Source organism: Streptomyces sp. NPDC051664 (genome assembly GCF_044453545.1).
GTDB lineage: Bacteria > Actinomycetota > Actinomycetes > Streptomycetales > Streptomycetaceae > Streptomyces.
Genome location: NZ_JBITCU010000004.1, coordinates 93,698 through 119,990 on the forward strand (window position 1 = coordinate 93,698; position 26,293 = coordinate 119,990).

The 26,293-nt window shown below is 70.7% G+C and carries 24 protein-coding genes and 1 pseudogene; 21 read left to right on the forward strand and 4 right to left on the reverse strand.

The genetic code is table 11. From position 1 onward, the window contains the following. Positions 1–170: 170 nt before the first annotated feature. The 3 genes from ACIA8E_RS09465 to ACIA8E_RS09475 are packed head-to-tail and all read left to right on the forward strand — an operon-like array spanning position 171 to position 2,472. Positions 171–848, forward strand: a complete 678-nt coding sequence (locus ACIA8E_RS09465) for an ABC transporter permease (protein ID WP_399296190.1) — start codon at positions 171–173, stop codon at positions 846–848. Further along, entirely contained in the window at positions 845–1,522 is a 678-nt protein-coding gene (locus ACIA8E_RS09470; RefSeq protein ID WP_399296192.1) for an ABC transporter permease, read from the forward strand. Before ACIA8E_RS09465 ends, ACIA8E_RS09470 begins: the two co-directional genes overlap by 4 nt. Continuing rightward, entirely contained in the window at positions 1,519–2,472 is a 954-nt protein-coding gene (locus tag ACIA8E_RS09475; protein WP_399296194.1) for an ABC transporter substrate-binding protein, read from the forward strand. The genes ACIA8E_RS09470 and ACIA8E_RS09475 overlap by 4 nt, the downstream gene beginning before the upstream one ends. A gap of 15 nt (positions 2,473–2,487) precedes the next feature. Here the strand turns inward: ACIA8E_RS09475 and ACIA8E_RS09480 are convergent, their stop codons facing one another. Then, a complete protein-coding gene (locus tag ACIA8E_RS09480; protein WP_399296196.1) occupies positions 2,488–3,462 on the reverse strand; it encodes an acetylxylan esterase in 975 nt (324 codons plus the stop codon). A 196-nt stretch (positions 3,463–3,658) separates the two neighbouring features. Between ACIA8E_RS09480 and ACIA8E_RS09485 the strand changes: the two genes are divergently transcribed. The 7 genes and pseudogenes from ACIA8E_RS09485 (at position 3,659) to ACIA8E_RS09515 (ending at position 12,000) form a co-directional block, all read left to right on the forward strand. Beyond that, complete coding sequence (locus ACIA8E_RS09485; RefSeq protein WP_399296198.1) at positions 3,659–4,768, forward strand: LacI family DNA-binding transcriptional regulator; 1,110 nt, start codon at positions 3,659–3,661, stop codon at positions 4,766–4,768. Between the two features lie 38 nt (positions 4,769–4,806). Beyond that, positions 4,807–6,417 carry an FAD-dependent oxidoreductase gene (locus ACIA8E_RS09490; RefSeq protein ID WP_399296200.1) on the forward strand — a complete coding sequence of 537 codons (1,611 nt, stop codon included), beginning with the start codon at positions 4,807–4,809 and terminating at the stop codon, positions 6,415–6,417. 109 nt (positions 6,418–6,526) lie between these two features. Next, positions 6,527–8,656 (forward strand): hydantoinase/oxoprolinase family protein, encoded by a 2,130-nt coding sequence (locus tag ACIA8E_RS09495; RefSeq protein WP_399296202.1) that lies wholly within the window; start codon positions 6,527–6,529, stop codon positions 8,654–8,656. Next, positions 8,653–9,240, forward strand: coding sequence for a hypothetical protein (locus ACIA8E_RS09500; RefSeq protein WP_329158213.1), 588 nt, complete (start codon positions 8,653–8,655; stop codon positions 9,238–9,240). Before ACIA8E_RS09495 ends, ACIA8E_RS09500 begins: the two co-directional genes overlap by 4 nt. A 4-nt stretch (positions 9,241–9,244) precedes the next feature. Further along, positions 9,245–10,528: a transporter gene (locus ACIA8E_RS09505; protein ID WP_399296205.1), complete on the forward strand. Its 1,284-nt coding sequence runs from the start codon at positions 9,245–9,247 to the stop codon at positions 10,526–10,528. A 32-nt stretch (positions 10,529–10,560) separates the two neighbouring features. Continuing rightward, the gene (locus tag ACIA8E_RS09510; RefSeq protein ID WP_399296207.1) at positions 10,561–11,586 is read left to right on the forward strand and encodes a hypothetical protein; all 1,026 of its coding nucleotides are present in this window, start codon (positions 10,561–10,563) and stop codon (positions 11,584–11,586) included. A 136-nt stretch (positions 11,587–11,722) separates the two neighbouring features. Beyond that, positions 11,723–12,000 (forward strand): annotated as a pseudogene (locus tag ACIA8E_RS09515) (DUF2087 domain-containing protein). A gap of 45 nt (positions 12,001–12,045) precedes the next feature. On the opposite strand, the gene ACIA8E_RS09520 reads toward ACIA8E_RS09515, so the two are convergent. Further along, entirely contained in the window at positions 12,046–13,209 is a 1,164-nt protein-coding gene (locus tag ACIA8E_RS09520) for a betaine/proline/choline family ABC transporter ATP-binding protein (RefSeq protein WP_399296209.1), read from the reverse strand. 106 nt (positions 13,210–13,315) lie between these two features. Here ACIA8E_RS09520 and ACIA8E_RS09525 point away from each other — a divergent pair, with 106 nt between their 5' ends. Continuing rightward, entirely contained in the window at positions 13,316–14,611 is a 1,296-nt protein-coding gene (locus ACIA8E_RS09525) for an alpha/beta fold hydrolase (RefSeq protein ID WP_399296211.1), read from the forward strand. A gap of 76 nt (positions 14,612–14,687) precedes the next feature. Here the strand turns inward: ACIA8E_RS09525 and ACIA8E_RS09530 are convergent, their stop codons facing one another. After that, the gene (locus ACIA8E_RS09530) at positions 14,688–15,260 is read right to left on the reverse strand and encodes a rhodanese-like domain-containing protein (RefSeq protein ID WP_399296213.1); all 573 of its coding nucleotides are present in this window, start codon (positions 15,258–15,260) and stop codon (positions 14,688–14,690) included. Between the two features lie 77 nt (positions 15,261–15,337). Here ACIA8E_RS09530 and ACIA8E_RS09535 point away from each other — a divergent pair, with 77 nt between their 5' ends. The 10 genes from ACIA8E_RS09535 to ACIA8E_RS09580 all read left to right on the forward strand — a co-directional run bounded on the left by ACIA8E_RS09535 (position 15,338) and on the right by ACIA8E_RS09580 (position 25,551). After that, positions 15,338–15,616, forward strand: a complete 279-nt coding sequence (locus ACIA8E_RS09535; RefSeq protein ID WP_399296214.1) for a metal-sensitive transcriptional regulator — start codon at positions 15,338–15,340, stop codon at positions 15,614–15,616. A 315-nt stretch (positions 15,617–15,931) separates the two neighbouring features. After that, on the forward strand, positions 15,932–16,756 hold the full coding sequence (locus ACIA8E_RS09540) for an LLM class F420-dependent oxidoreductase (RefSeq protein WP_399296216.1): 825 nt from the start codon (positions 15,932–15,934) through the stop codon (positions 16,754–16,756). A 92-nt stretch (positions 16,757–16,848) separates the two neighbouring features. Continuing rightward, the gene (locus ACIA8E_RS09545; protein ID WP_399296218.1) at positions 16,849–17,277 is read left to right on the forward strand and encodes a TIGR03668 family PPOX class F420-dependent oxidoreductase; all 429 of its coding nucleotides are present in this window, start codon (positions 16,849–16,851) and stop codon (positions 17,275–17,277) included. A 396-nt stretch (positions 17,278–17,673) separates the two neighbouring features. Further along, positions 17,674–20,349: a beta-N-acetylglucosaminidase domain-containing protein gene (locus ACIA8E_RS09550; RefSeq protein ID WP_399296220.1), complete on the forward strand. Its 2,676-nt coding sequence runs from the start codon at positions 17,674–17,676 to the stop codon at positions 20,347–20,349. A 213-nt stretch (positions 20,350–20,562) separates the two neighbouring features. Continuing rightward, a complete protein-coding gene (locus tag ACIA8E_RS09555) occupies positions 20,563–21,531 on the forward strand; it encodes an NADPH:quinone oxidoreductase family protein (protein ID WP_399296222.1) in 969 nt (322 codons plus the stop codon). After that, entirely contained in the window at positions 21,528–22,721 is a 1,194-nt protein-coding gene (locus tag ACIA8E_RS09560; RefSeq protein WP_399296224.1) for an acyl-CoA dehydrogenase family protein, read from the forward strand. Before ACIA8E_RS09555 ends, ACIA8E_RS09560 begins: the two co-directional genes overlap by 4 nt. Continuing rightward, positions 22,718–23,845, forward strand: coding sequence for an acyl-CoA dehydrogenase family protein (locus ACIA8E_RS09565; protein WP_399296226.1), 1,128 nt, complete (start codon positions 22,718–22,720; stop codon positions 23,843–23,845). The genes ACIA8E_RS09560 and ACIA8E_RS09565 overlap by 4 nt, the downstream gene beginning before the upstream one ends. Positions 23,846–24,141: 296 nt before the next feature. Next, complete coding sequence (locus tag ACIA8E_RS09570; protein ID WP_399296228.1) at positions 24,142–25,059, forward strand: phosphatidylinositol-specific phospholipase C/glycerophosphodiester phosphodiesterase family protein; 918 nt, start codon at positions 24,142–24,144, stop codon at positions 25,057–25,059. A 109-nt stretch (positions 25,060–25,168) separates the two neighbouring features. Continuing rightward, positions 25,169–25,363 carry a hypothetical protein gene (locus ACIA8E_RS09575; protein WP_399296230.1) on the forward strand — a complete coding sequence of 65 codons (195 nt, stop codon included), beginning with the start codon at positions 25,169–25,171 and terminating at the stop codon, positions 25,361–25,363. Between the two features lie 50 nt (positions 25,364–25,413). Further along, on the forward strand, positions 25,414–25,551 hold the full coding sequence (locus ACIA8E_RS09580; RefSeq protein WP_399296833.1) for a hypothetical protein: 138 nt from the start codon (positions 25,414–25,416) through the stop codon (positions 25,549–25,551). Positions 25,552–25,694: 143 nt separating this feature from the next. Here ACIA8E_RS09580 and ACIA8E_RS09585 read toward each other — a convergent pair whose 3' ends face one another. After that, on the reverse strand, positions 25,695–26,057 hold the full coding sequence (locus ACIA8E_RS09585) for a DUF779 domain-containing protein (protein WP_313940666.1): 363 nt from the start codon (positions 26,055–26,057) through the stop codon (positions 25,695–25,697). Positions 26,058–26,293: the final 236 nt, after the last annotated feature.

The window sequence follows — 26,293 nt, forward strand, 5'->3', positions numbered from 1 at the left end:
GGCGCCCGGGCGCGCCGCCGCCCCGTCGGCCGTGGCGGCACCGGAGCAGCCGCGGGGCCGCCCGGTCCGACGGCATGCGATCGCCGCGGGGTCCGCTCCGGCCGGCCGCGCAGCCCCCGAACAGTCGATCAAGGCGCGCGGCTCCCGCCTCGCCGCGCTCCAATGAACACGTGACCGCGCCACCCGACGACTGCCTCGCGCGCAACGACTGGCTCTGCGGGGCCTATCTGACGAGCCGTCGCGAGATCCTCCAGGACGCCGTCATCCAGCATCTCCAGCTGACCGCGGTCTCCGTGCTCGTCGGACTGCTCCTCGCCGTCCCGCTCGCTCTCGCCGCCCGGCGCCGGCGCTGGGCGGCCGGACCCGTGCTCGGCGTGACGACCATCCTCTACACCGTGCCGTCGCTCGCGGTGTTCTCGCTGCTGCTGCCGGTCTACGGACTCTCCGCCTCGCTCGTCGTCGCGGGGCTCGTCCTCTACTCGCTCACCCTGCTGGTACGGAACATCCTCGCCGGACTGCGCGCCGTGCCCGAGGAGACCCGGCAGGCCGCCCGCGGCATGGGTTACGGGCCCATCCGTCTGCTCGTCGCCGTGGAGCTTCCACTCGCTCTCCCCGCCGCCATGGCCGGGCTGCGGATCGCCACCGTCTCCGCGGTCTCCCTGGTCACCGTCGGCGCGATCGTCGGCTACGGCGGGCTGGGCAATCTCATCTACTCCGGGATGAACACCTACTTCAAGGCCCAGGTGCTCACCGCATCCGTCCTCTGCGTCGTCATCGCCGTCTGCGCCGACCTGCTGCTGCTCGGCGTCCAGCGGCTGCTGACCCCATGGACCCGGAGGCAGCCGTGAAGACCCTCTCCGACACCTGGTCCTGGCTCACCAGCCCCACCCACTGGGCCGGCGACAACGGCATCTGGCACCGCCTCGAACAGCATCTGTTCCTCACCGTCGTCTGTCTGCTGATCAGCTGCCTCATCGCACTGCCGGTGGCCCTGGTCCTCGGCCATCTCGGCAAGGGCGGCGCGCTCGCCGTCAACATCTCCAACGTCGGGCGGGCCGTCCCCACCTTCGCCGTCCTCGTCCTGCTGCTCCTCACCCCGATCGGCAGGTACGGCGAGGGGCCGACCGTCGTCGCCCTGGTGCTCTTCGCCGTCCCGCCGCTGCTCACCAACGCGTACGTGGGGATGCGGGAGGTCGACCGCGATGTCGTACAGGCCGCCCGCGGCATGGGCATGACGGGCCGGCAACTGCTGGTACGCGTCGAGGTGCCGCTCGCTCTGCCGCTCATCCTGACCGGCGTACGGATCGCCGCCGTCCAGCTCGTCGCCACCGCCACCCTTGCCGCACTGGCGGGCGGCGGGGGACTCGGCCGGATCATCACCGCGGGCTTCAAGCTCGCCTCCACGCCGCAGGTGGTCGCAGGAGCGATCCTCGTCGCCGTCTTCGCCCTGATCGTCGAAGGGGCCTTCGAGATCGGACAGCGGTTCGCCCCCGCCCGGGTGCGCGGCGAGGACACCGGATGAAGGCCTGCCGGACCGTACCCGTACTCCTGACGCTGCTGCTGACGGGGACCGCGTGCGCCACCGGGCCCGCCCTGGAGAACCAGGGAGACATCACAGCCCCGCCGGGCGACAGCAGACACCTCACCATCGGCTCCGCGGGCTTCACCGAGAGCGATCTGCTCGCCCAGATGTACGCACTGCTGCTCGACCGGGCCGGTTACTCCACGAAGATCATCTCTGTCACCGACCGGGAGATCTACGAACCGGCGCTGGAGAGCGGCCAGATCGACGTGGTACCGGAGTACGCCGCCACCTTCGCCGACTGGCTGAACGCCAAGAAGAACGGCGCCGACGCCACCCCCGTCGGCTCGCCCGACCTCGGCACCACCATGAAGGCCCTGCGCGCCCTGGTCGCCCCCCGCGGCCTCACCGCCCTGGACCCAGGACGCGCGGTCGGCCGGAACGCGTTCGCCGTCGCCGCCCCGTACGCGGCCAGGCACCGGCTGAAGACGCTCAGCGACCTCGGCAGGTCCGGGCTGCCGGTGCGGCTCGCCGCGGGCGACGAATGCGTGCAGCGGCCATACTGCGCACCCGGGCTGAAGAAGACGTACGGCATCGACATCACCACCGTCGACCCCAAGGGTGCCGGCACCACCCAGGCCAAACAGGCCGTGCAGAGCGGTCGGGACCAGATCGTTCTGACCACCACCACCGACGCCACCCTCGACAACTTCGGGCTCGTGCTGCTCGCCGACGACAAACACCTTCAGAACGCCGACTACCTCGTCCCCGTCGTCGGCCGGTCGCGGGCCGGCAGCGCCGGGGTGCGCGATGCACTTGACCGGCTCAACATTGAGCTGACGACCTCCGACCTTGCCCACATGAACGAACAGGTGGACAGCTGGCGACGGCTGCCCGAGGACGTCGCACGGAACTACCTGGAGTCCAAGACGCTCCTTGTGGGTGGCTAGGGCCTTTCTTCGGGATCAGGCTGTCAGCTTCCCGGGCAGCCAGCCCAGCTGCGCGGCCTCCTGGAACGGCCCACCGCCCTCGTGATCATTGAAGTCGTACACCTCGATGGCCTTGTCCTGGTGGGCGTACGCGTTGAAGGCGGCGAAGACGGTCGAGGGCGGGCAGGTCATGTCCTCCAGAGCCGTCGAGAACAGCGCCGGTGCACGCCCGCGTGCGGCGAAGTGCACCCCGTCGAAGTAGGACAGAGTGGCCCTCGCCCGTTCGGCCCGGCCCCGGTGCGTCTTGAGGTAGCTGCCCACCTCGCGGTACGGGTTGCGGTCGGTGACGGTGAGCGCGCGGGGGAAGTCGCACAGGAACGGGACGTCCGGCGCGATCGCCGTGAGGTCGGGTATCAGCCCGCCGACGGCGAGCGTGATGCCGCCGCCCTGACTCACACCGACGGCCGCGGTGCGCGCCGCATCGCTCAGCGGATGCGAGCGCGCCGCCTCCACCGCACGTACCGCGTCGGTGAACACGCGCCGGTAATAGAACGCGTGCGGGTCCTCGATGCCACGGGTCATGAAACCGGGGTACGAGGGCGCGCTGCCCACCGGGTCGGGGGTGTCGCCGACGAGCCAGCCGCTGCCCTGGCCCCGGGTGTCCATGACGAAGTGGGCGAAACCGGCCGATGCCCAGAGCAGATGGGTGTGGACCAGGCCCCGCCCGCCGCCGTAGCCGATGAACTCCACGACCACTGGCAGTGGTTCGGTAGTGCCCGCCGGGACGACGAACCAGCCCTTGACCGGGTGACCGCCGAAGCCCGCGAACGTCACGTCGTACACGTCGACGGTCGTCAGCCCTGTGCCGGTACGCAGCTCGAACCGGGCGTCGAGGTCGTGGGACCTGGCCTCGTCGAGGGTCTTCGACCAGAACGCGTCGAAGTCCTCCGGCTCCACCGAACGGCTGCGATAGTCGCGCAGTTCGTCGAGGGGCAGATCGAACAGCGACATGCGGAACCGCCTTCTTCGCAGGGGTGAGTGATCACCGTGGGGATGGTTGATCACACCGTACGGGCTGGCGGCGCGCGGGCGGGGGTGCCCTTGCGCCGGGGAGAAGTTGTGTCCGAACCCTTGACGGGCACCGGACCGACCTTCACAGTACTCGTTAATGCGCATTACTAATACGCATTACCTGATCTGAGGAGCCATGGTGGAGGAACCCAGGAAGCGGGCCAGGCCCGGCCGTTCACCCGCACCGGCAGGCCGCACGGCCCGCCCGCGTCAGGCCGAGGTCGCACGGCTCGCCGGGGTATCGCAGGCCACGGTCTCGCTTGTGCTTGCGGACAAGAAGCAGGGCGCCACGATCTCGGAGGAGACCCGGCAGAAGGTTCTGGAGGCGGCACGCAGCCTCGGTTACGTCCCCGACCCGGCGGCCCGCAGACTCGCGGCGGCGCGCAACAACCTGCTGGGCGTCTTCAGCTTCACCGCGACGTTTCCGACCGATGTGCAGCACTCGTACTACCCGTTCCTGGTGGGCGTGGAGCGCGAGGCCGCGGAACGCGGTTACGACCTGGTGCTGTTCACCGGTTCGAGCACCGGCGGCGCGGGGGCCGCCGGGCCCGACGCGCTGAGCCGGGTCCGCCTCGCCGACGGCTGTCTGTTCCTGGGCCGGCACGCGCCGGCCCAGGAGCTGCAGAGGCTGGTCGCCGACGGCTTCCCGGTGGTCCATCTCGGCCGCCGGGACGAACTGGAGGGCCTGGCCTGGGTCGGCGCCGATTACGTGAGCGCCAGCCGCGAGGTCGTCGCCCGCCTTGCCGCACTGGGGCACCGGCGGATGCTGCTGATCCGCGAGGACGACGAGGCAACCGCCTCCACCGACCGTGAACACGGCTTTCTCAAGGGGCTGGAGGCGGCCGGGCTTCCCGGCGGCCCCGAGACAGTCTTCCGTTCCGCGGACCCGGAACGAGACCTCACCCCCGAACGGCTTCGGGACTGGCTCGCCGAGGGCGTCACCGCGCTTGTCGCCGAGGAGACCGACACCGGAGCTGCCTGGCGCGCCCTGCGCCGCGCCGTCACCGAAACCGGGATCGACTGCCCGCGCGACGCCTCGCTGGCGCTCCTCGGCAGCCCGCCCGCCGACCTCGCGGACGGCCCCGAGCCCACCGGCTTCGACATCCCCCGCACCCAACTCGGCGCGGCGGCTGTACGGATGCTCGCCGCGCTGGTCGCGGGGGAGGAGGCCACCGAACCCCTGGTGGCCTGCGCGTTCCGGCCCGGCGCAACGGCCGGACCACCGCCCCCGGCCCACCGAAGCTGACCGACCGCACCACCTGTACGTACTGCACAAGGAGACCTGTGATACCCGAACCGGACATCCTCATCGTGGGCGCCGGACTCGGCGGCGTCGCCGCCGCACTCGCCGCCTGCCGCGCCGGACGCACCGTCGTCCTCACCGAGGAGACAGACTGGATCGGCGGCCAGCTCACCTCCCAGGCCGTCCCACCGGACGAGCACCCATGGGTGGAGCAGTTCGGCACCACCGCCTCGTACCGCCGACTGCGCGAAGGCATCCGGGCGTACTACCGTCAGTGGTACCCGATGCGCTCCGAAGCCCTCGCCCTCACCGACCTCAACCCGGGCGCCGGCCGGGTCAGCAAGCTCTGCCATGAACCACGCATCGCGCTCACCGTGCTGGAGGCGATGCTCGCCCCGCACCGGGCGGCGGGCCGGCTCACGTTGCTCACCGAACACCGGGCCGTGACGGCGGAGGCGGAGAACGATGTCATCAGGGCGGTGACCCTGGAGAGTCTCCGGACCGGCGACCGCACCACCGTCACCGCCCGCTACGTCATCGATGCCACCGAGACCGGCGAACTCCTCGAACTCGGCGGCGTCGAGCACGCCATCGGCGCCGAGGCGCAGAGCGAGTTCGACGAACCGCACGCTCCCGAACAGGCTCAGCCGCTCAACCAGCAGGGCATCACCGTCTGCTTCGCGCTCTCGCACCACGAGGGCGAGAACCACACCATCGACCGCCCTGCCGACTACGGGTTCTGGCGCTCCTACCGCCCCGACTTCTGGCCCGGCCCGCTCCTCGGCTTCCAGGCGCCCGACCCTCGCTCCCTGGAATCGGTGCCGCGCACCTTCGTCCCCAACCCGGACATCGACCCGCTCGCCGTCAGCGCCGACCAGAGCGCGGACGCGGGCGACAAGGAACTGTGGGGCTTCCGCCGCATCCTCGCCCGCGGGATGCACCGCCCCGGCGCCTTCGACTCCGACCTCACGCTCGTCAACTGGCCGCTGAACGACTACTGGCTCAAGCCCCTCGTCGGCTCCGGTGAAGAGGTGTCGGCCCAAGCCGTCTCCGAGGCGCGGCAGTTGTCGCTCTCGCTCCTGTACTGGCTGCAGACCGAGGCTCCGCGTCAGGACGGTGGCACCGGCTTCCCCGGACTGCGGATCCGCCCCGACATCACCGGTACCGACGACGGCCTCGCCAAGGCCCCGTACGTACGCGAGTCCCGCCGGATCAAGGCCGTCACCACCGTCACCGAGCACGACGTGGCGATCGACCTCGTCGGTCCGCACGGCGGGACACGCCACCGGGACGCGGTCGGAGTCGGCAGCTACCGCATCGATCTGCACCCCTCCACCGGAGGCGACAACTACATCGACATCGGCTCGGTGCCGTTCGAGATCCCGCTCGGCGCCCTCGTGCCGCGCCGCGTCCGCAATCTGCTGCCGGCCGGCAAGAACATCGGCACCACCCACATCACGAACGGCTGCTACCGGCTCCACCCGGTGGAGTGGAACATCGGCGAGGTCGCCGGTGCCCTGGCCGCCCACTGTCTCGCCGAAGGCGTCGAACCGCACCAGGTCCAGGCCGAGGACAAGCGGTACGAGGCGTTCGCGCGGCTGCTCGACCGCGACGGGGTCCAGCGCCACTGGCCCGACGTACGCGGTTACTGACCGCCGGCCCCGCCGGACCCGAACCAGTGAAACGCCGGGTGGGACAGCTCCACCTGTCCCACCCGGCCCGCCCACGCATCAACCCACTCGCACAAGGAGGTGCCCAGCTATGACCACCCACCGCATCCGCGTCGGTATCGACGTGGGCGGAACCTTCACCGACGCCGTGGCCGTCGACGCCACGACCCTCGACCTGCTGGGGCAGGTGAAGGTACCCACCAGCCACCACCACGAGGACGGGGTCGCCCACGGCATCGTCCAAGCGCTCGACCGGCTGCTGGAGCAGACCGGCCGTGCCGCCGAGGACGTCGCCTTCCTGGCACACGGCACGACACAGGCTACCAACGCCCTGCTGGAGGGCGATGTCGCCACCGTCGGACTGATCGGCATCGGAGCGGGGCCGGGCGGTGCGCTCACCCGCCGCCTCTCCTCGCTCGGCAGGCTCGAACTCACCCCGGGCAAGCGGCTCCCGCTCTCCTACGCACATGTGGCCGACCCCGACGACCCGGACGAGGTGCGGCGGGCCGTCGACGCGGTCACCCGTGACGGCGCCCAAGTCCTTGTCGCCAGCGAGCCGTTCAGCGTCGACCGCCCGGAGGGGGAGCAGGCGGTCCTCGAAACGGCCCGCCCGCACGGCCTCCCGATGACGGCCGCGCACGAGATCACGTCTCTGTACGGACTCGCCAAACGGACCCGTACCGCCGTGGTCAATGCCGCCATCCTGCCCCGCATGCTCGCCACCGCCGACCTCGTCGACGCCTCCATCACCAAGGCCGGGGTGAGCGCACCTCTGATGGTGATGCGCTGCGACGGCGGTGTGATGTCGCTCGACGAGATGCGCAGGCGCCCCCTGCTGACCGTACTGTCCGGGCCTGCCGCGGGGGTGGCGGGTGCGCTGATGCAGGAACGGATCAGCGAGGGCCTGTTCCTGGAGACCGGGGGCACCTCCACCGACATCAGTGTCGTCCGCCGCGGCAAGGTCGCCGTCCGGCACGCCACCATCCTCGGGAAGGCGTCGTACCTCTCCGCACTCGATGTGCGGACCGTGGGCGTCGGCGGCGGCTCCATGGTCCGGATCGGCGGCGGAAAGGTGATCGGCGCCGGGCCGCGCAGCGCGCACATCGCCGGGCTGCCGTACGCCTGCTTCGCCACCCTCGACGAACTGCGCGACGCGCGCATCACCACCGTCCGGCCGATGGAGGGCGACCCCGACGACTACGCCGTCATCGACGCGGCCGGTGGCAGGTACGCGATCACGATGACCTGTGCGGCCAACGCGCTGGGCCGGGTACCCGAGGGCGACTTCGCCCGCTGCGACCAGGACGTCGCCCGTGCCGCCCTGGCCCCGCTGGCCGCCGTACTCTCCACCGATGTCGCGACGGCAGCCGCCCAGCTGCTCGACAAAGGTGCCGAACAGGTCAGGGCCGTGACCGACGCGATGATCCGCGACTACCGGCTCGACAAGGACACCACGGTACTGGTCGGAGGAGGCGGAGGCGCTGCATCCGTCACCCCCCATCTCGCCTCGGTCACCGGACAGGAGGGCCGGATCGCCCAGCACAGCGAGGTCATCAGTCCCATCGGGGTCGCCCTCGCCCTGGTCCGTGAGCAGATCGAGCGGATCATCCCGGGCGCCGGCCAGGAACAGATCCTCGCCGTCCGCGCCGAGGCCGAGGCAGCCGTCGTTGCACAGGGCGCCGCGGCGGACGGGGTGGAGGTCGAGGTGACCGTGGACCCGCAGACCAGCACCGTACGGGCGGTGGCCACCGGCGCCACCGAACTGCGCACCCAGGACCGCGCACACCGCGCCGACGAGAACGAACGGCTGCACGCCGCGGCGGCCAGTCTGAAAGCCGACCCGTCGGCCGTGAGCGTCCTGGCCAGGACCCCTGCCCACACGGTCTACGGCACCGAGATCCGCCGCCGGTTCCGCACCGCCCGGCACCCGGTGCGGGTCGTCGACGCCGACGGCGTCGTCAGGCTGCACGCCCTCGACGCCCTGGTGGAGACCACCACCGTGGGAAGCGCCCCCGAGACCCTGGCCCGGCTCGTCGCCGACGCCACCTCGTACGGCGACGGCGGTGTCCGCGCCCCCGCCCTGCGGCTGCTGCTCGGTTCCCGCATCGCCGACCTCTCCGGCGTCCTGGACCCGCAGCCGCTGCTCGCCCTGGCCCGCAGCGAACTCGGTACCCGTTCGGCGGACGAGTCCGTGGTCGCGGTCGTGGAGGTACGCACATGAGCGCGCTCATCGATCTCTCCGCCACGGACGACATCGAGTTCGGCGTACAACTTCTGGCGGGAACCCCCACGCACGAAGGCCGCGACCGTGACCTGCTGCGCCACTGGGCCACCGTGGCAACGGAGTTCGGCGCCCGGCTCACCCCAGTTCCGTCCCGCGCCCGCATCGTCGAACGCGACGGCGGACTGGAGCACGGCCTCCTCGCCCGCTACACCTCACGCCCCGCGACCGTGGAGCTGTACACCGACACGCTCGCCCGTGCCGAAGCCCTGATCGACGAGCGCGGCTGGCGCCATTGGTACCCGGCGGGCTCGGTGCGCGCCGCAGCCCTCGCGCACGAGGCCGTCCATGAACAGCTCCATCACGGCCCGGCGAAGGCGGCGCTGAAACGCGCGCTCGGCCATGTCCTGCTGAGCGCCGGACGCAGGCGACTGTACGGCCATGTCGCCGGGGCAGAGGAGATCGCCGCTCACGCCTACGCCCGTACCGCCTGTGGACTCGGCCGCAGCCCGCTGCTGCTGACCGCCGCGCTCGCCGAAGCCGGCGACCGCACCACCCTTGCCCCGCACGGAAGAGAGAAGTAACGCCATGGGCGTCGTCATCCTCCTCGTCATGGCGGCCGGTGTCGCCGCGATGCTCACCCGGAAACTCCCCACGGCCTTCGCGCTCGTCGTCCTGGCCCTCGTCATCGCCTTCGTAGCGGGGGCCCCGCTCACCGGCAAGAACAGCGTTCTGGACACCGTCCTCCAGGAAGGCGCCCCGGCCCTCGCGGCCACCATGATCGCCATCCTGCTCGGCTCCTGGCTCGGCAAGCTGCTGGACGAGACGGGCATTGCGGGCACCCTCGTCCGCAAGATCGTCGAATTCGGCGGTGACCGCCCGGTCGTGGTGGCCCTCGGTGTCCTCGCCGTCTCCACCCTCGTCGGTACGGTGACGGGCTCCGCGCCCGCCGCGATGCTCGCCGGGATCATCGGCATCCCCGCGATGATCGCCGTCGGCATCCCCAAGGTCACCGCAGCCGGCACGATCCTCATGGGTATCGCGGCAGGAATGCCGTTCGAGCTCCCCATCTGGCAGTTCTTCTCCACCGCGCTCGAACTGCCCGTCCCCACCGTCCGAGGCTTCATGATCAAACTGTTCCCGTTCGCACTGGCAGCCGCGGTCCTCTTCGTCCTCATCGAGTCCCGCCGCCGCGGCGTCGAACACGCCTGGTCCGCCAAGTCCCTCGCCGCCAAGCCGCGCCCCGGCCGGCGCGTCCGGCTCGGTGACGCCCCCTGGTACGCGCTGCTCACCCCGGTCGTGCCCCTGGTCCTGGCCCTCGGTCTGGAAGTAGCCATCATTCCGTCGCTGCTCGCGGGCGTGCTGTACTGCCTGGTCACCACCACCCGGCCGCGCGAGATGAACAAGCGGCTGCTGCGCACCCTCTACGGAGGCTTCGAGGTCGCCGCCGCACCGATCGCCCTGTTCATCGCCATCGGCATCCTGCTCGCAGCCGTGAAACTGCCCGGAGCGATCGACGCGCTCGAACCCCTCGTCAAGGCGGTCAGCCCGCAGAACGCCGTGCTGTTCGTGCTCGTCTTCACCGTCCTCGTACCGCTCTGCCTCTACCGCGGCCCGCTCAACGTCTTCGGCCTCGGCGCGGGCATCGCCGGTGTCCTGATCGCCGCGGGAATCTACCCCGCCACCGCGGTGCTGGGTCTCGCCACCTCGTACAACCAGGTGTTCGGCGTCGCCGACCCCACGAGTACCCAGACGGTGTGGAGCGCGCAGTACGCGGGCGTCACGCCCCAGCAGGTGATGGTCCGCACGCTGCCGTACGTCTGGGTCGTCGCCCTCGGCGGCTTCTGCGTGACCGCCGCCACGTACCTCTGACACGTTCACCACTCCTGGGACGGAGTTCACCCATGAACGAACCGCAGATCCACCCCGAGAGCGAGCCGCGGATGGGCCGCCGCCTCTTCCTGCGCTCGGCCGCGGCCGCCGGTACGGTCCTCGCTGTCGGCGCCACCACGACCGGCACCGCGGCCGCCGCGCCCGCCGGCTTCCCCGACTACCGGTACGTCAAGACGCTGCTGCAGCCCTCGCAGCTGAAGTACAACCCCACCGGTGAGATCATCTTCCCCTGCATCAGGGGAGCGGCGGGCCGGGTGCCGGCGCCGCTGGGCCGGTACTACCTCTATTACGCGCCGCACGACGCCCCCGGTGGCATCTGCCTCGCCTACGGCGACGACATCGAGGGCCCCTTCACCGAGTACCCCGCCAACCCGATCGTGGCCAACGACTGGCAGCCGCACTACAAGGTCAGTCATGTCTCGTCGCCGCACGTCCTGTGGAACGAGGACGCGCAGGAGATGTGGCTCTACTTCCACGGCGAGAACACCACGACCCGCCTCGCCCGCTCGAAGGACGGCATCCACTTCACGTACGACAAGGTGGTGCTGACCACGGCGATGCTCCCGGCCGGGACGACGGAGACGTCATACGCCCGGGTCTTCCGGCACGATCTGCCCTCGCGCGGCGCCCGCTACGTGATGCTGTTCATGCTGAACAACACCACCAATCACCGTGACATCCACTGGGGCTGGTCCGCCGACGGCCGTGACTGGACGTTCGACCAGAAACCACTGGTCAGCCATGCCGACGTCGGTGCCGTGAATGTCGGGGGCCCGCATCTTCTCACCCGGAACGGCAGCGCGTACGTCGTCTACAACAACGACAAGGAGAGCGGCGGCAACCTCCTGATCACCGAGGTCGGCAACGACTTCTCCCGCCGCGACCACCTGGGTCTCTTCCATGACTCGCTCTCCGGCGCACCGGACAACGGGCGCAGCGCCGCGCCGAGTTTCGGTACGCAGGACGGGGCGGCGTACATGGTCTACGAGGCGGGCGAGCGGCTCCAGGGGGCCATTGCGGTGGCCCGAGCGGTCTAGGGCCTGCCCGGCGGATCGGGGTCGCCAGGCCCCGTCCGCCATCCGGCCCGCGGGCGCGGCGAAGGCACGTTGCCCGCGGGCCGGAGGCCTGCGACGCTCCCTCTGACGCCTGACAACGTCTGACGCCTGACAACGTCTGACGCCTGACAACGATTCGAGCGGTTCGCATCAGGTCGTGGCGCTCTTCCCGTACGGCCGTCCGACGGTGATCCCCCGCAAGACGGCCCGCCGCGAGCAGTTGCTGGTCCAACTCGTCGAGACGCTCTTCGAGCGGGGCCGGACCTACACCGAACGTGAGGTCGACGACTCACTGCTCACGGTGCACGAGGAATGCTCGGCGCTGCGCCGCTACCTGGTCGTCGCCGGTCTGCTGGCCGCCCCAAGGACGACAGCAGCTACTGGCGCGGGCGGTAGGACGAGTCCTGTCGGGCGCGTGGCGTGCGACGCGCAGCGCGCTCCCTACGCGTCCGCGACCGAGTCGAACCGCACCTCGTCGCGTGCCACTCCTCGCGCGTCCGCGTCCACCGACCGACGCAGCGCCTCATGGAGCTTTGCCGGAGTCAGTACGCCGAGGAAACGCGCACCATCCAGCACCGCCACCCACCCGGCGTCCTGCTGGAGCATCTCGCTGAATGCCTGCTTCAGCGGGGCGCCGACCGGTACCCACGCGTCCATCCGGCGGGCCAGGTCCCCGACTGTGCCGTGTTCCCCGGCGGTCCGCAGCGCGTCCGCCGACACCCAGCCGTGCAGCTCGCCCTTGCCGTTCAGTACGACCGCCCAGCGGGCGTCCGCACCGTTCAGCCTGGCCGCCGCCGTCCGGGCGGGTTCGTCGAGCCGCGCGACCGGCGGTTCCTCCAGGTCGTCCGGCTCGATCGTGGTGACCGACAGCCGCTTCAGCCCCCGGTCCGCGCCCACGAAATGGGCCACGTACGGAGTCGCGGGCCTGCCGAGCACGGCCGCCGGGCTGTCGAACTGCTCGATGCGCCCCTCCCCGTACACGGCGATCCGGTCGCCCATCCGGACCGCCTCCTCGATGTCATGGGTCACCAGCAGGACCGTCTTCCTGACCGCCGCCTGCAGGCTCAGGAACTCGTCCTGCAGCCGCTCGCGCACCACAGGGTCGACCGCGCCGAACGGTTCGTCCATCAGCAGAACCGGCGGGTCGGCGGCCAGCGCCCGTGCGACGCCCACCCGTTGGCGCTGGCCGCCGGAGAGCTGGGCGGGGTAGCGGGACCCGTACGTCTTCGGGTCCAGTCCGACCAGAGCCAGCAGCTCGGCCGCCCGCTCCCGCGCCCTCGCCCGCTTCCAGCCGACCAATGAGGGGACGGTCGCCGTGTTGTCGAGGACTGTCCGGTGCGGGAAGAGCCCGACCTGCTGGATGACATAGCCGATCCGGCGGCGCAGCTTCACCGGGTCGACCTCCGCGATGTCATCGCCGTCGACCAGGATCCTGCCCGAAGTCGGCTCGATCAGCCGGTTGACCATCATCATCGTGGTCGTCTTGCCGCAGCCGGACGGTCCGACCAGCGTGACGAGTTCCCCCTCGCCCACCTCGAAGGACAGCCCGTCGACCGCGGTCGTCCCGTCCGGATAGACCTTGCTGACCTGCTCGAACCGGATCATGACTGCACGCTAGGAGCGCCCCGCGCGCGGCGCACACGGGCCGGGACTGTCCGAGTCACGGCCGTGTGCTGAACTGTCCGTGAAACATCTGATACAGGAGCATCTCTTGAGCAGTTACCGGCAGCCCGGCGTCGTTCTCACCGACCGTCATTTCACGGTTCCTCTCGATCACACCGATCCGGGCGGTGAGCAGATCGAGCTCTTCGGCAGGGAAGCCGTCGCCCGCGGCAAGGCCGAAGAAGAGCTGCCGTGGCTGGTCTATCTGGAGGGCGGACCCGGCTTCGGGGCCCGCCGTTTCGTCGGTACGGAGGCCTGGCTGGGGCGGGCGGTGGAGGAGTTCCGCGTGCTGCTCCTCGACCAGCGCGGCACCGGTCTTTCCACCCCCGCCAACCGGCAGACGCTGCCGCTGCGTGGCGGCCCGCGTGAGCAGGCCGACTATCTCGCTCACTTCCGCTCCGACAACATCGTGCGCGACTGCGAGCTGATCCGGCCGCAGCTGACCGGCGGCGCCCCGTGGACCGTGCTCGGCCAGTCGTTCGGCGGCTTCTGTGCGGTCCACTACCTGTCGGCCGCCCCCGAGGGGCTCAAGGCTGTCCTGATCACCGGCGGGCTGCCCTCGCTCGATGCCCACGCGGACGACGTGTACCGCGCCGCGTACCCACGGATCGAGCGCAAGGTCGCCGCCCACTACGCCCGCTACCCGCAGGACGTCGAGCGCGTCCGCGAGATCGCCGCGTACCTTGCTGAGCACCGCCCGGAGAGCGCCGGACACCGGCTCACGCCCGAGGGGTTCCAGTCCCTGGGCATCATGCTCGGCAGCGGAAACGGCAGCCACCAGCTGCACTACCTGCTGGAGAACGCCTTCGTCCGCACGCCGCTGGGCGTCGAGCTCTCCGACACGTTCCAGGAAGCCATGCGCACCGCCAATTCGTTCGCGGGCCACCCTCTGTACGCCCTGATGCACGAGGCGATCTACGGCCAGGGCAAGCAGCCCACCGGCTGGGCCGCCGAGCGGGTCCGCGCCGAATTCCCCCAGTTCGACGTCGCCACCGCCCTGGCGGGCGACGGCCCGGTGCTCCTCACCGGCGAGACCATCCACCCCTGGCACTTCGACGTCGACCCGGCGCTGCGCCCACTGCGCGAGACCGCCGAACTGCTCGCCTCCCGTACCGACTGGCCCGAGCTGTACGACCCCGAGCGCCTCGCCGCCAATCAGGTGCCGGTCGCCGCGGCCGTCTACCACGACGACATGTACGTCGACACGGAGCACGCGCTGCGCACCGCCGCGTCGATCCGCGGACTGCGCACCTGGGTGACGAACGAGTTCGAGCACGACGGTCTGCGCGCCGGGGGACCGCGGGTGCTGGACCGGCTGCTGGCCCTCGTCCGGGACGACGTCTGACCTGTTTGCTCACGGCGGGAGCCGGTCACGCGGGTGGCGTGACCGGCTCCCGCCGTACGGGCACTTCCTTACCGCTTCAGTTCTGCAGTGCGTCCAGCGTGGTGTGGAAGTCCGCCGCCGAGTGCGGGGCCCGGTTGTGCGGCAGCTTCGAGAGAACGGCGGCCATCCCGCAGGTGTTGGTCACCGCGGAGAAGACCAGACCGGAGCCGATGCCCGCCGACAGCCAGCGTGCGGCCGGGAAGCGCCGGCCCGCGAGCAGACCGGCCACCACGAGCGAACCGGCGGCGAACCGGACCTGACGCTCCATCGGCCAGGTGGCCCGGGCTCCGGCGGGGCGGTCCAGGCCGTGGCCCTCGCCCTCCCATGCCGACGTGCCGCCGGACAGCGTGACGGCGTCGATGTCCGCCGCGGAGAGAACGTCGCAGGCTCGGGTGGAACGGACACCGGAGGCACACACCACGAGCAGGGAGCCGCGGGCCGACGCCGCCTTCAGGGCGGGCAGCGCCTCGTCGAGACGGTCCAGCGGGATGTTCAGCGCGCCCGGCACGTGCCCGGAGGCGTACTCGCCCGGGGCGCGCACGTCGATGACGGTGAATTCGGCGATCCGGGCTGCGGCCTGGGTGGGGGAGAGAGAGGCGGGGCTGGTCACGAGGGGGGCTTCCTTTCGTCGCCGGGGCGTACCCCGGACAGGCTAGAATACCCCTTGGGGTATTCGGAGGAGGATGTGTGGAACTCGACATGGCGGCCGACGAACTGAAATCGGTCCTCAATCGCCTTCGCCGCGCTCAGGGCCAGCTTGCCGCGATCATCAGGATGATCGAGGAAGGCCGGGACTGCGAGGACGTCATCACCCAAATGGCAGCCGTTTCGCGCGCGCTCGACCGGGCGGGTTTCGCGATCATCGCGACGGGCCTTCAACACTGCATGGCCGACGACACCGCCGAACCGGCCGACCGGAACCGGATGCGCGCCCGGCTGGAGAAGCTGTTCCTCTCGCTCGCCTGAGTACGGATCCCGGTCCGCCGGCCACGGCGTGGCGTGGCCCGGACCACGGTATCGACCAGCATGAAGAGGGCGACGGCGAGCAGCGATGAGCCGAAGATCCGCTGGAGTGCGGCAGGGGACACCTTGGTGGCCAGGCGCTTGCCGTCCCGGGCCTCGCGGACCGTCGCCGTGGACGGGGCGGCCACCGCCCGGTCCAGCGAGATGGGCGCCACGCGATGGTTCTCCCGGGTGGTCATGGAAACGGGAACGCCGGGGGCGGGTAGTCAACAGATCTGTGCCACCCGTCCTTTCCCCTCAATCCTCGACGGAGCCGCCGTGAAATTCGGGGTATCGACCTTTATCACCGACCAGGGAATCGGCCCGACCTCGCTCGGGGCCGCGCTCGAAGAACGGTCTTTCGACTCGTTGTTCATCGCCGAGCACAGCCACATCCCTGCCGACCGTCAGACGCCCTATCCGGGCGGTGGTGAACTGCCGGACATCTACTACCGCACCCTGGACCCCTTCGTGGCCCTGACCGCGATCGGCGTGGTGACCGAGCGGCTGCTGCTGGGCACCGGCATCGCCCTGATCCCGCAGCGGGACCCGATCATCACGGCGAAGGAAGTCGCTTCGCTCGATCTGATCTCCGGTGGCCGCGTGATCTTCGGTATCGGTGTCGGCTGGAACCGTGAGGAGATGCGGAACCACGGCACGGATCCCTCGACGCGTGGCCGGCTCACCGACGAGCGGCTGCGCGCCATGCGAGAGCTGTGGACCTCGGAGAGAGCCGAGTTCCACGGTGAGTTCGTGAACTTCGATCCGGTCTTCGCATGGCCCAAACCCGTACAGCGGCCCCATCCGCCGATCTACGTCGGCGGCGGCGAGGGTGCGTTCCCGCGGGTGGCGCAGCTCGGAGACGCGTGGCTGGCCAACAGTGCGTCGCCGCAGGAGCTCGGTCCACGGATCGAGCGGCTGCGCGCACTTGCCGAACGAGAGGTGCCGGTGACGGTGTACGCGGCTCCCGACGACCCCGGTCAGATCGAGGGCTACATCGGTCTGGGCGTCGAACGGCTGCTGTTCTACGTGCCGACGATGCCCGAACGGGAGACGCTGGAGTACCTCGACCGACTGGCCGATGTGGCTGCCGGGTACCGCTGAGACGCCGGAGACGGCTGCGCCTCGGGGCGCGGGACCGATCCGGAAATCCCCGGCTGTCCGCCGTGACTGCCGCAACTGTCGTAAGGGGTGCGATGCCCGCTCTGACGAGCGCTGAGGCCCGGGAGAGGTTCGCCGCGGCGCGCATCGCCCACCTGGCGACGATCGACACGGCCTCCCGCCCGCACCTGGTGCCGGTGGTGTTCGCCCTCGACGGCGACACGGTGATCCTGGCCGTGGACCACAAACCGAAGCGGACGACGCGGCTGAAACGCCTGGCCAACATCGCCGCCCACCCTTCGGTCTGTCTGCTCACCGACCACTACGAGGAGGACTGGGACCGACTGTGGTGGGTGCGGGCCGATGGCGGGGCCCGGGTGCTCCCGTCACCCGACCGCTCCTCCGAGGCCGCCCGCTGCATCGGCCTGCTCAGGGCGAAATACCAGCAGTACGCCGAGCACCCTCCTGACGGACCGGTGGTCGAAGTCTCGGTCCTGCGGTGGAGCGGCTGGCGCGCGTCGTGAGCCGGCCACACACGTGGTCCGGCGCCCGCCGAGCGATCGGCTACAACTCCGCTGCGGGAGAGCGGTAGTTGGCCGACGCGTTGTTGGTCAGCACGTCCGGTGGACCTCGTACCGCCTCTGCCGTGTCGAACAGCTCCGTGATCTGCCCCCGCCCGGATGCCGCCGCCCGGGGGCGTCACTGTACCCGCCGTGAGCTCCGCCGGCTCCTCCCGCGTCTCTGGCCCGCGGCCCACGACCCGTCGGGCTACGTGCGTCTCGCTACCCCGCTTGCGAAGACAAAACCCCAGGTCCAGGCATTGATGTTGTCCAGACCATTGACATGTCGGCGCCACGATGTTGAATTCGGTCTCGTTGTGTTGCGCGACTCTGGTGACTTGAGTGACCCATGGAGGACCTGTGACGCCTCGCCCACCCCGTCTCACCGCGCTTGCCGCGGCCGCGAGTCTGCTCGTCGGCGGCCTGCTGACCGCCGCGCCAGCCGCCCGGGCCGCCGACAGCGGCCGGACGGACGCCCTGAGGAATGCCGCGACCGGCCAACGTACTCCGGCCATCACCCCGACCCCGCAATCGGTCAAGACCCGGTCCGACCGGATCACGATCAGCCCCACCGTCACCCTCGTGACGGGCGACACCTCCGACGAACCCTCGGTGAAGGCCGTCGAAGCCGCGTTGCGCCGCGCCGGTGCGCAGCGGATCGTACGGAGCGACAGCCCCGGCAGAGGTGGACTCACCGTTCACATCGGTGTCTCCGCCGCCCTCGCGGCCCAGCACATCGAAGGACCCGACGCGCTGCCCGCCGACGGATACGTCCTGGGCATCGGCGCCGACCGCATCGTCCTCGCGGGCAAGGACACCACCGGCACGTACTACGCCGCCCAGACCCTCCGTCAGATCCTGCCGCGGCAGAACCACCCCGGCGCCAAGGTCGACGGGCTTGCCGTGCGCGACTGGCCGGGCACCGCGCTGCGCGGCGTCATCGAGGGTTTCTACGGCACGCCTTGGTCCCATGCGGCGCGCCTCGACCAACTCGACTACTACGGCGAGCACAAGATGAACATCTACGTGTACTCGCCGAAGGACGACGCGTATCTCCGCGCGAAGTGGCGCGACCGGTACCCCGCCGATCAGCTGGCGCAGATCAAGGAACTCGCCGACCGTGCCGTGCAGCGGCACGTCGAGTTCACCTACGCCCTCTCGCCCGGACTTTCCGTCTGCTACAGCTCCGACGCCGATGCCAAGGCGCTCGTCGACAAGTTCCAGACGATCTGGGACATCGGTGTACGCACCTTCGCCGTCCCGCTCGACGACATCAGCTACACCGACTGGAACTGCGCGGCGGACAAGGAGAAGTGGGGGACCGGCGGCGGTGCGGCGGGCGCCGCGCAGGCGTACCTCCTGAACAAGGTGAACAAGGAGTTCATCGCCACTCACCCGGGCGCCCAGCCGCTCCAGATGGTGCCCACCGAGTACTACAACGTCTCGGCCTCGCCCTACAAGACGGCGCTCGCCGAGCAGCTCGACCCCGATGTCCTCGTCGAGTGGACGGGTGTCGGCGTCATCGCGCCGACGATGACCGTCGCCCAGGCCAAGGCCGCCCGCACGGTCTTCAACCACCCGATCCTGACCTGGGACAACTACCCGGTCAACGACTACGTCACCGACCGGCTGCTGCTCGGCCCGTTCAACGGCCGCGAGAAGGGGCTGCCGGAGGAGCTGGCCGGGATCACCGCCAACCCGATGATCCAGCCGTACGCCTCCAAGCTCTCGCTCCACACCGTCGCGGACTACTCCTGGAACGACGCCGCGTACGACGAGCGGACCTCGTGGCTGCAGGGGCTCAAGGAGTACGCGGGCGGCGATGCCCGCACCGAGAAGGCGCTGCGGGCCTTCGCCGACATCAACTACAGCTCGGCCCTGAACAAGCAGGAAGCACCCGACCTGGCAGCCGAGTTCGATCGCTACTGGAAGTCCGGCGACGCGGCGCGGCTCACCTCGGTGCTCCGTGACCTGGGCAACGCCCCGGACCGTCTGCGCAGCAGCCTCCCGGACCGTGGGTTCATCGACGACTCCGGACCCTGGCTGGACGCCACCGAGGCCTGGGCAACCGCGACCCGCACCGCCCTGCGCATGGTCGAGGCGGCGCGCGGCGGAAAGGGCGCGCAGGCCTGGGAGCTCCGCCAGCAACTGCCCGCACTCGTCGCCGAGGCGAAGTCCTTCACCTACACGGGCCTTGACGGCCGCAAGGTGCCGGTCGTCGTCGGCAACGGGGTGCTGGACGGATTCGTCGACAAGGCGAATGCCGAGCATGACCGGATCATCGGTGTGAGCGGCAGGCCCACGGCATCGACCAGCCTCGGTACGTACCAGACCAACACCGTCGCCCGGGTGCTCGACGGCGACGACTCGACGTACTTCTGGAGCGACGCGGCCCCCGCCGCCGGTGATCAGCTCACCGTCGACCTGGGCCGGGCACGGGAGATCGGCGGCATCACCCTTGCCATGGCCAAGCCCGGCAGCGTCGGCGACTACCTCCACGACGGCGTGCTGGAGTACTCCGTCGACGGCCAGAGCTGGCAGCAGCTCACCGCGTTCTCCGGAAAGCCGGACGTCACCGCGACCGCCCCCGCCGGTACGAAGGCCCGCTATGTGCGGGCACGGGCGACCGCGGGCCAGACGAACTGGCTTGTCGTGCGTGAGTTCGCCACCGAGCTGAAGGACGGTGCGGTGGCCGGCGGACCGCCCGCCGCCACCGGATCCGCTCTGCGCTCGGCGGCCGACGGTGACCCGGGCACCGTCTACCGGGCGGCGCGCGCGCCCGAGGCCGGTGAGGCGCTGGAGCTGGGGCTCGGCTCCGCGCGCTCCGTGGGGTCCGTCACCGTGCTGCAGCCGGCCGGGTTGGACGCCCTCGCCGACATCCAGCTGCGGGGCGCCGACGGAACCTGGCACACCGTCGGTGAGCTCGACGGTCCGTACACCAGGGTGAACACGACCGGTCGCACAGCTGATGCGGTACGTCTGGCCTGGCGCGCCGGGTCTGCGGCGCCGCAGGTCGCCGAGCTGGTGGCCGGCTGAACCGGTAGGGGCCGTCGGAGCGGCCCTCGACACCGGCCGGCTCCGCTCCGGCCGCGCGCCCGGCATCCCCGGATCTCTCTCGGTGCGTGCCGGGCGCGCAGTCATGTCCCGGCCCGGCCGAATCGGTCCGGGCAGGCTGTTCCCAGGTGGGCAAGCGACCGCTTAGTATGCGGCGGAGCAGTGGTAATGCCGACAGTGTTGTGGAGGCCCCTCATGCAGGCATGGCGAGTGCACCGGAACGGCGAGCCGAGCGAGGTGATGCGGCTCGAGGAGACGGACCGGCCCACGCCCGGCAACGGACAGGTGCTCCTCAAGGTGCTCGCGGCGAACATCAACTTCCCGGACGCGCTGCTCTGCCGCGGCCAGTACCAGGTGCGGCCGCCCCTGCCGTTCACCCCGGGGGTCGAGATCTGCGGCGAGACGCAGGACGGGCGCCGGGTCCTCGCCACCCCCGCCCTGCCGAACGGCGGCTTCGCCGAGTACGTCGTCGCGGACGAGGCGGCTCTTCTGCCCGCCCCGGACACCCTGGACGACGCCGAAGCGGCTGCTCTGCACATCGGCTACCAGACGGGCTGGTTCGGACTGCACCGCAGGGCGCGCCTCCAGGCGGGCGAGACCCTCCTCGTGCACGCCGCGGCGGGCGGTGTCGGCAGCGCGGCCGTCCAGCTCGGCAAGGCCGCCGGGGCCAAGGTCATCGGTGTCGTCGGAGGCCCCGAGAAGGCGAAGATCGCCCATGACCTCGGCTGCGACCTGGTCATCGACCGCCGCACCGAGGACATTGTCGCGGCGGTCAAGGAAGCCACCGGTGGGCGCGGTGCCGATGTCGTGTACGACCCGGTCGGCGGCGACGCGTACGCCAAGTCGGTGAAGTGCATCGCCTTCGAGGGCCGGGTGATCGTCGTCGGCTTCGCGAGCGGCGTCATCCCCACCCCGGCGCTCAACCACGCACTGGTCAAGAACTATTCGATCGTCGGGCTCCACTGGGGTCTGTACAACACCAAGGACCCGGCCGCGGTCCGCGCCTGCCACCAGGAGCTCACCGCGCTCGCGGCGCGCGGTGTCATCAAGCCGCTGATCAGCGAGCGTGTCGCGATGGACGGCGCGGCGGACGCGGTCCAGCGTGTCGCCGAGGGCACGAGCACCGGCCGTATCGTCGTCCTTCCGGCGGGAGCCGCCCGATGACGGCCGTCGACGCGAAAGAACTCCGCCGCCGCACCCGGGAGCTGCTCGCCGCACACCCCCTGGCCACCACCGAGCGCACGGACTTCCTGCGGGCCCGTTTCGACGCCGGCCTCGCCTGGGTGCACTATCCGGCCGGGCTCGGCGGACTCGACGCACCGCGCTCCCTGCAGCCGGTCGTCGACGCCGAACTCGCCGCAGCGGGCGCCCCCGACAACGACCCGCGACGCATCGGTATCGGCCTCGGCATGGCCGCTCCCACCATCCTCGGCTTCGGCACCGATGAGCAGAAGCGGCGCTTCCTGCGCCCCCTGTGGGTCGGCGAGGAGGTGTGGTGCCAGCTCTTCAGCGAGCCGGGCGCCGGGTCCGACCTGGCCGCGCTGGGCACCCGCGCCGTGCGCGAAGGGGCCGACGGGGACTGGATCGTCGACGGCCAGAAGGTCTGGACGTCCAGCGCCCATGTGGCCCGCTGGGCGATCCTCATCGCCCGCACCGACCCGGACCTGCCCAAGCACCGCGGCATCAGCTACTTCATCTGCGACATGACCGACCCGGGTGTCGAGGTACGGCCGCTGCGTCAGATCACCGGCGAGGCCGAGTTCAACGAGGTCTTCCTCACCGGCGTACGCATCCCCGACAGCCGACGGCTCGGCCCGGTCGGCGCCGGCTGGAAGGTCGCCCAGACCACCCTGATGAACGAGCGCGTCTCGATCGGCGGATCCCGGATCCCGCGCGAGGGCGGCATGATCGGCCCGGTTGCCCGGACCTGGCGCGAACGTCCCGAACTGCGCACCCACGATCTCCACCAGCGGCTGCTCACCCTCTGGGTCGAGGCCGAGGTCGCCAGGCTCGCCGGTGAACGGCTGCGCCAGCAGCTCGTCGCCGGGCAGCCGGGCCCCGAAGGCTCCGGCATGAAACTCGCCTTCGCCCGCCTCAACCAGGAGATCAGCGGACTGGAGGTCGAACTCCTCGGCGAGGACGGCCTGTTGTACAGCGACTGGACGATGCGCCGGCCGGACCTGGTCGACTTCACCGGACGCGATGCGGGCTACCGCTATCTGCGGTCCAAGGGCAACTCGATCGAGGGCGGCACGAGCGAGGTTCTGCTGAACATCGTCGCCGAGCGCGTCCTCGGGCTGCCCGCCGAGCCGCGCAACGACAAGGACGTCGCCTGGAAGGACCTGTCCCGATGACAGCACAGACCGAAGAGACCGTGGCGCCCGATCTGCTGTACTCGGAGGCCGAGGACGACCTGCGGGCCGCCGTACGGTCGTTGCTCGCCGACCGGTCCGACGCGCCGACGGTGATCGCCCGCATCGAGTCCGACACGCCGTACGACCCGCAGCTGTGGAAGGCTCTCGGTGCCGACATCGGCGCCGCCGGGCTGCTCGTGCCGGAGAAACTCGGCGGCCAGGGCGCCGGCCATCGCGAGGCTGCGGTCGTCCTGGAGGAACTGGGCCGCAGCGTTGCCCCCGCCCCCTATCTGACCAGCGCGGTCGTCGCGACCGAGACGCTCCTCGCCCTGGGGAGCGAGGACGGTCCGGTCGGCGGACTCATCGGCGATCTGGCCGCAGGACGCAAGGTCGCGGTCCTCGCCGTGCCGTTCCCCACGGCGCCGGAGAACAGCTCTGCAGCCGAGGCGGTGACCGGCACCCTGGACGGCACCGTCACCGCCGTCGCCGACGCGGCGGCAGCCGATGTACTGCTCGTGCCGACCACCGACGGCCTGTACGCGGTCGAGGCGGATGCGCCCGGCGTCACCGTCGAGCCGCTCGTCGCGCTCGACCAGACGCGCCCGCTCGCCACCATCACCCTCACAGCCGCCACCGGTACCCGCCTCGCCGGCACGGAAGCGGCACGCTCCGCCGTACGCCGCGGGCTTCTCGCCGGTGCCGGACTGCTCGCCTCCGAGCAGCTCGGCCTCGCCGAGTGGTGCCTGACCGAGACGGTCAGGTACACCCGCGAGCGGCATCAGTTCAACCGGCCCATCGGGTCGTTCCAGGCGCTCAAGCACCGGATGGCGCAGCTCTGGCTGGAGGTCGTCTCGGCCCGCGCCGCCGCGCGAAACGCCGCGGACGCCCTCGCGACCGGCAGCCCCGACACGCCGCTCGCGGTGGCCGTGGCACAGGCGTACTGCTCCAAGGTCGCGGTCCACGCCGCGGAGGAGTGCGTCCAGCTGCACGGTGGCATCGGTATGACGTGGGAGCACCCCGCGCACCTGTATCTGAAGCGGGCCAAGGCCGACGCGATCGCGTACGGCACGGCCGGAAGCCACCGCGAGGCGATCGCCGAACTGATGGAACTGCCCGCGCCGTAGCGGAACTGCGGCCAGGCCGGCGGGATGTGGGGCAGGGACACGTGTCATGGATCCCTGCCCCTTCGTCGTTCCGGGCGGGTGGCCGGGCGGTGCAGAGTGCGCGCCCGACCGGACAGGACCATGCAGACCGGACACGCCCCGCTCCACCCGCGAGCCCGTGCGCCCGGGGAACGGCAGTCGACAGACGGTCGACGACCACGGCAACTCTTGGCAGGTACCTGCCCAGCAGTGTCGCTCCGGACCCATACTCGGTCGCGTCCGCCCGTCCGGTCCGCACCTCGTTCCCGGGAGAATCCATGGTGTTCCCGAACCGCCGACGCGTCGTCACCACCGCCCTTGCCGCCCTGGCCGCAGGAGCAGCCGTCCCCCTTCAGCCGGCCGCGGCCGCCGCGCCCGTCGCCGCGCGGCACCGTCCGCCCCTACGCCCGCTGCGACAGGCCCACGCGCACAACGACTACCTCCACACGCACCCACTCCACGACGCCCTCTCCCACGGGTTCACCAGCGTCGAGGCGGACATCTTCCTCGTGGACGGGGAGTTGCTCGTCGCCCACGAAGCCACCGACCTCGACCCCACCCGCACCCTTGCGTCGCTCTACCTCGACCCCTTGCTGGCCAGGGTCGGTGCCAACCACGGCACGGTGTACGCCGGCTACCGCGAACCCGTGCAGCTGCTCATCGACATCAAGACGGATGGCGCCGCCGCCTACCTGGAGCTCGACCGGCAACTGCGGCGGTACCGCCGGATGCTGACCTCGTGCCACGACGGCCGGGTACGCGCAGGCGCAGTCACCCCCGTCATCTCCGGCGACCGGGCCGCCCGGGTCCCGATGGAGGCGCAGCGCACGCGCCTCGCTTTCTACGACGGCAGGCTCGACGACCTCGGCACCGCGGCCACGGCCTCATTCATCCCGCTCATCAGCAGCAACTGGACCGAGAGCTTCGGCTGGCTGGGCACGGGCCCGTTCCCCGCCGCCGAACGGGACAGGCTCCGCGCCCTCGTCGGCGCTGCCCACCGCGGCGGCCAGCGCGTCCGCTTCTGGGCGACACCCGACGTCGCGGGGCCCGAGCGCGACGCCGTCTGGACCGAACTGCTGGCCGCCGGGGTCGACCATCTCAACACGGACGACCTGGCCGGGCTCGAGTTCTTCCTCCGTGCGAAGAACTGGGTACCCGGGACGGCGTCTGAGGGGTCGTACGGCCTGCGGCGGTGACAGTCAGTCAACACCCGGATGGCGGACACGCCAGTCCGCCGGATGGCCCCCTCGTTACGCCACACTGGCGGCCGAATGCCGCATTCCGGCGCGGCGGAGGAGGTTGGCCATGGCCATTTCGATCTCACTGGTGTTTTTACTGCTGGTCCTTGCGGTGATCTTCCTCCGCAACGGCGGGCTGAAGCTCTCGCATGCGATCGTCTGTGCGCTGCTCGGATTCTTCCTGGCGGGGACGAGCATGGCGCCGAGCATTCAGGAGGGACTGACGGCCACGGCCGACGTCGTCAGCAGCCTCAAGCCCTGATCGGACTCGTTGTGGCGCAGTGAACCAGTCATGAGACACAGGGCACTTCCGTGGACACTTCAAGGGGGTCGCTCCGGCGCCTGGCGGCGGTGCGACCCCGCACGCAAGCCGACCTCTTCGGCGACGGCGACACCTGGCACCCCGCCGCGGTCGACTTCAGCACCGGCGAAGCCGCCGGCGCAGGCTGACGGGCACGGGCCCCTTGTACAAGAACAACTCGGCGCCGATCACCATCGGTCGCGATGGCGCAGCCTGCGTCGGCGTGTTCGACGGCATCGTGGCGGTGCGCGACACGCGGTACGGACAGCGTCGGGGGCGCGGCTTGCGCGGATCAGGCGCCGACGAGGCGCGACCGGATCAGGAACCGGACCCCCTCCGGTGCCTCCAGCGAGAACCCGCTGCCGCGCCCCGCCACCACATCGACGATCAGCCGGGTGTGCGCCCACACCTCGAACTGGCTCTTCGACATCCAGAAGGGGACGCGCTCCGCGACCCCGTCGACGGTGAGTGAGGCGAGCAGCACGTCGGAGTTGCCGGTACGGAACTCGCCGTCCTGGTAGCACATGGGCGCACTGCCGTCGCAGCAGCCGCCGGACTGGTGGAACATCAGCGGCCCGTGGGCCTCGCGCAGCCGCCGCACCAGATCGGCGGCTGCGGGGGTGAGCTCCACGAGCGGTGCGTCCGAGGGGGTCACGTGTCGGCCTTTCACTGTCCGATACCGATGCGGTGGCTCCAGGTAACCCCGCACGACGTTGCGTGGAGGTTGCACGGCAACAACTGCGAGCCCTGAGGGTTGCGCTCATATGAGCGCCGCTTCATTACGGTTGCGTCTCGCTGTGCCGGTAGGGTCTTGCTTCTGAGGCATGTAATCGTTTCCAATCGTTCGTGTAATCGTTTCCACGAGGTGCGGCGCCGACCGCGCCCTCTGGA

Bases quoted from the DNA above. Each gene is read 5' to 3' on its own strand.
- ACIA8E_RS09475 (WP_399296194.1), top strand. From the start codon at position 1,519: ATGAAGGCCTGCCGGACCGTACCCGTACTCCTGACGCTGCTGCTGACG.
- ACIA8E_RS09480 (WP_399296196.1), bottom strand. From the start codon at position 3,462: ATGTCGCTGTTCGATCTGCCCCTCGACGAACTGCGCGACTATCGCAGC.
- ACIA8E_RS09485 (WP_399296198.1), top strand. From the start codon at position 3,659: ATGGTGGAGGAACCCAGGAAGCGGGCCAGGCCCGGCCGTTCACCCGCA.
- ACIA8E_RS09495 (WP_399296202.1), top strand. From the start codon at position 6,527: ATGACCACCCACCGCATCCGCGTCGGTATCGACGTGGGCGGAACCTTC.
- ACIA8E_RS09500 (WP_329158213.1), top strand. From the start codon at position 8,653: ATGAGCGCGCTCATCGATCTCTCCGCCACGGACGACATCGAGTTCGGC.
- ACIA8E_RS09505 (WP_399296205.1), top strand. From the start codon at position 9,245: ATGGGCGTCGTCATCCTCCTCGTCATGGCGGCCGGTGTCGCCGCGATG.
- ACIA8E_RS09510 (WP_399296207.1), top strand. From the start codon at position 10,561: ATGAACGAACCGCAGATCCACCCCGAGAGCGAGCCGCGGATGGGCCGC.
- ACIA8E_RS09520 (WP_399296209.1), bottom strand. From the start codon at position 13,209: ATGATCCGGTTCGAGCAGGTCAGCAAGGTCTATCCGGACGGGACGACC.
- ACIA8E_RS09545 (WP_399296218.1), top strand. From the start codon at position 16,849: ATGCCCGCTCTGACGAGCGCTGAGGCCCGGGAGAGGTTCGCCGCGGCG.
- ACIA8E_RS09555 (WP_399296222.1), top strand. From the start codon at position 20,563: ATGCAGGCATGGCGAGTGCACCGGAACGGCGAGCCGAGCGAGGTGATG.
- ACIA8E_RS09560 (WP_399296224.1), top strand. From the start codon at position 21,528: ATGACGGCCGTCGACGCGAAAGAACTCCGCCGCCGCACCCGGGAGCTG.
- ACIA8E_RS09565 (WP_399296226.1), top strand. From the start codon at position 22,718: ATGACAGCACAGACCGAAGAGACCGTGGCGCCCGATCTGCTGTACTCG.
- ACIA8E_RS09570 (WP_399296228.1), top strand. From the start codon at position 24,142: ATGGTGTTCCCGAACCGCCGACGCGTCGTCACCACCGCCCTTGCCGCC.
- ACIA8E_RS09575 (WP_399296230.1), top strand. From the start codon at position 25,169: ATGGCCATTTCGATCTCACTGGTGTTTTTACTGCTGGTCCTTGCGGTG.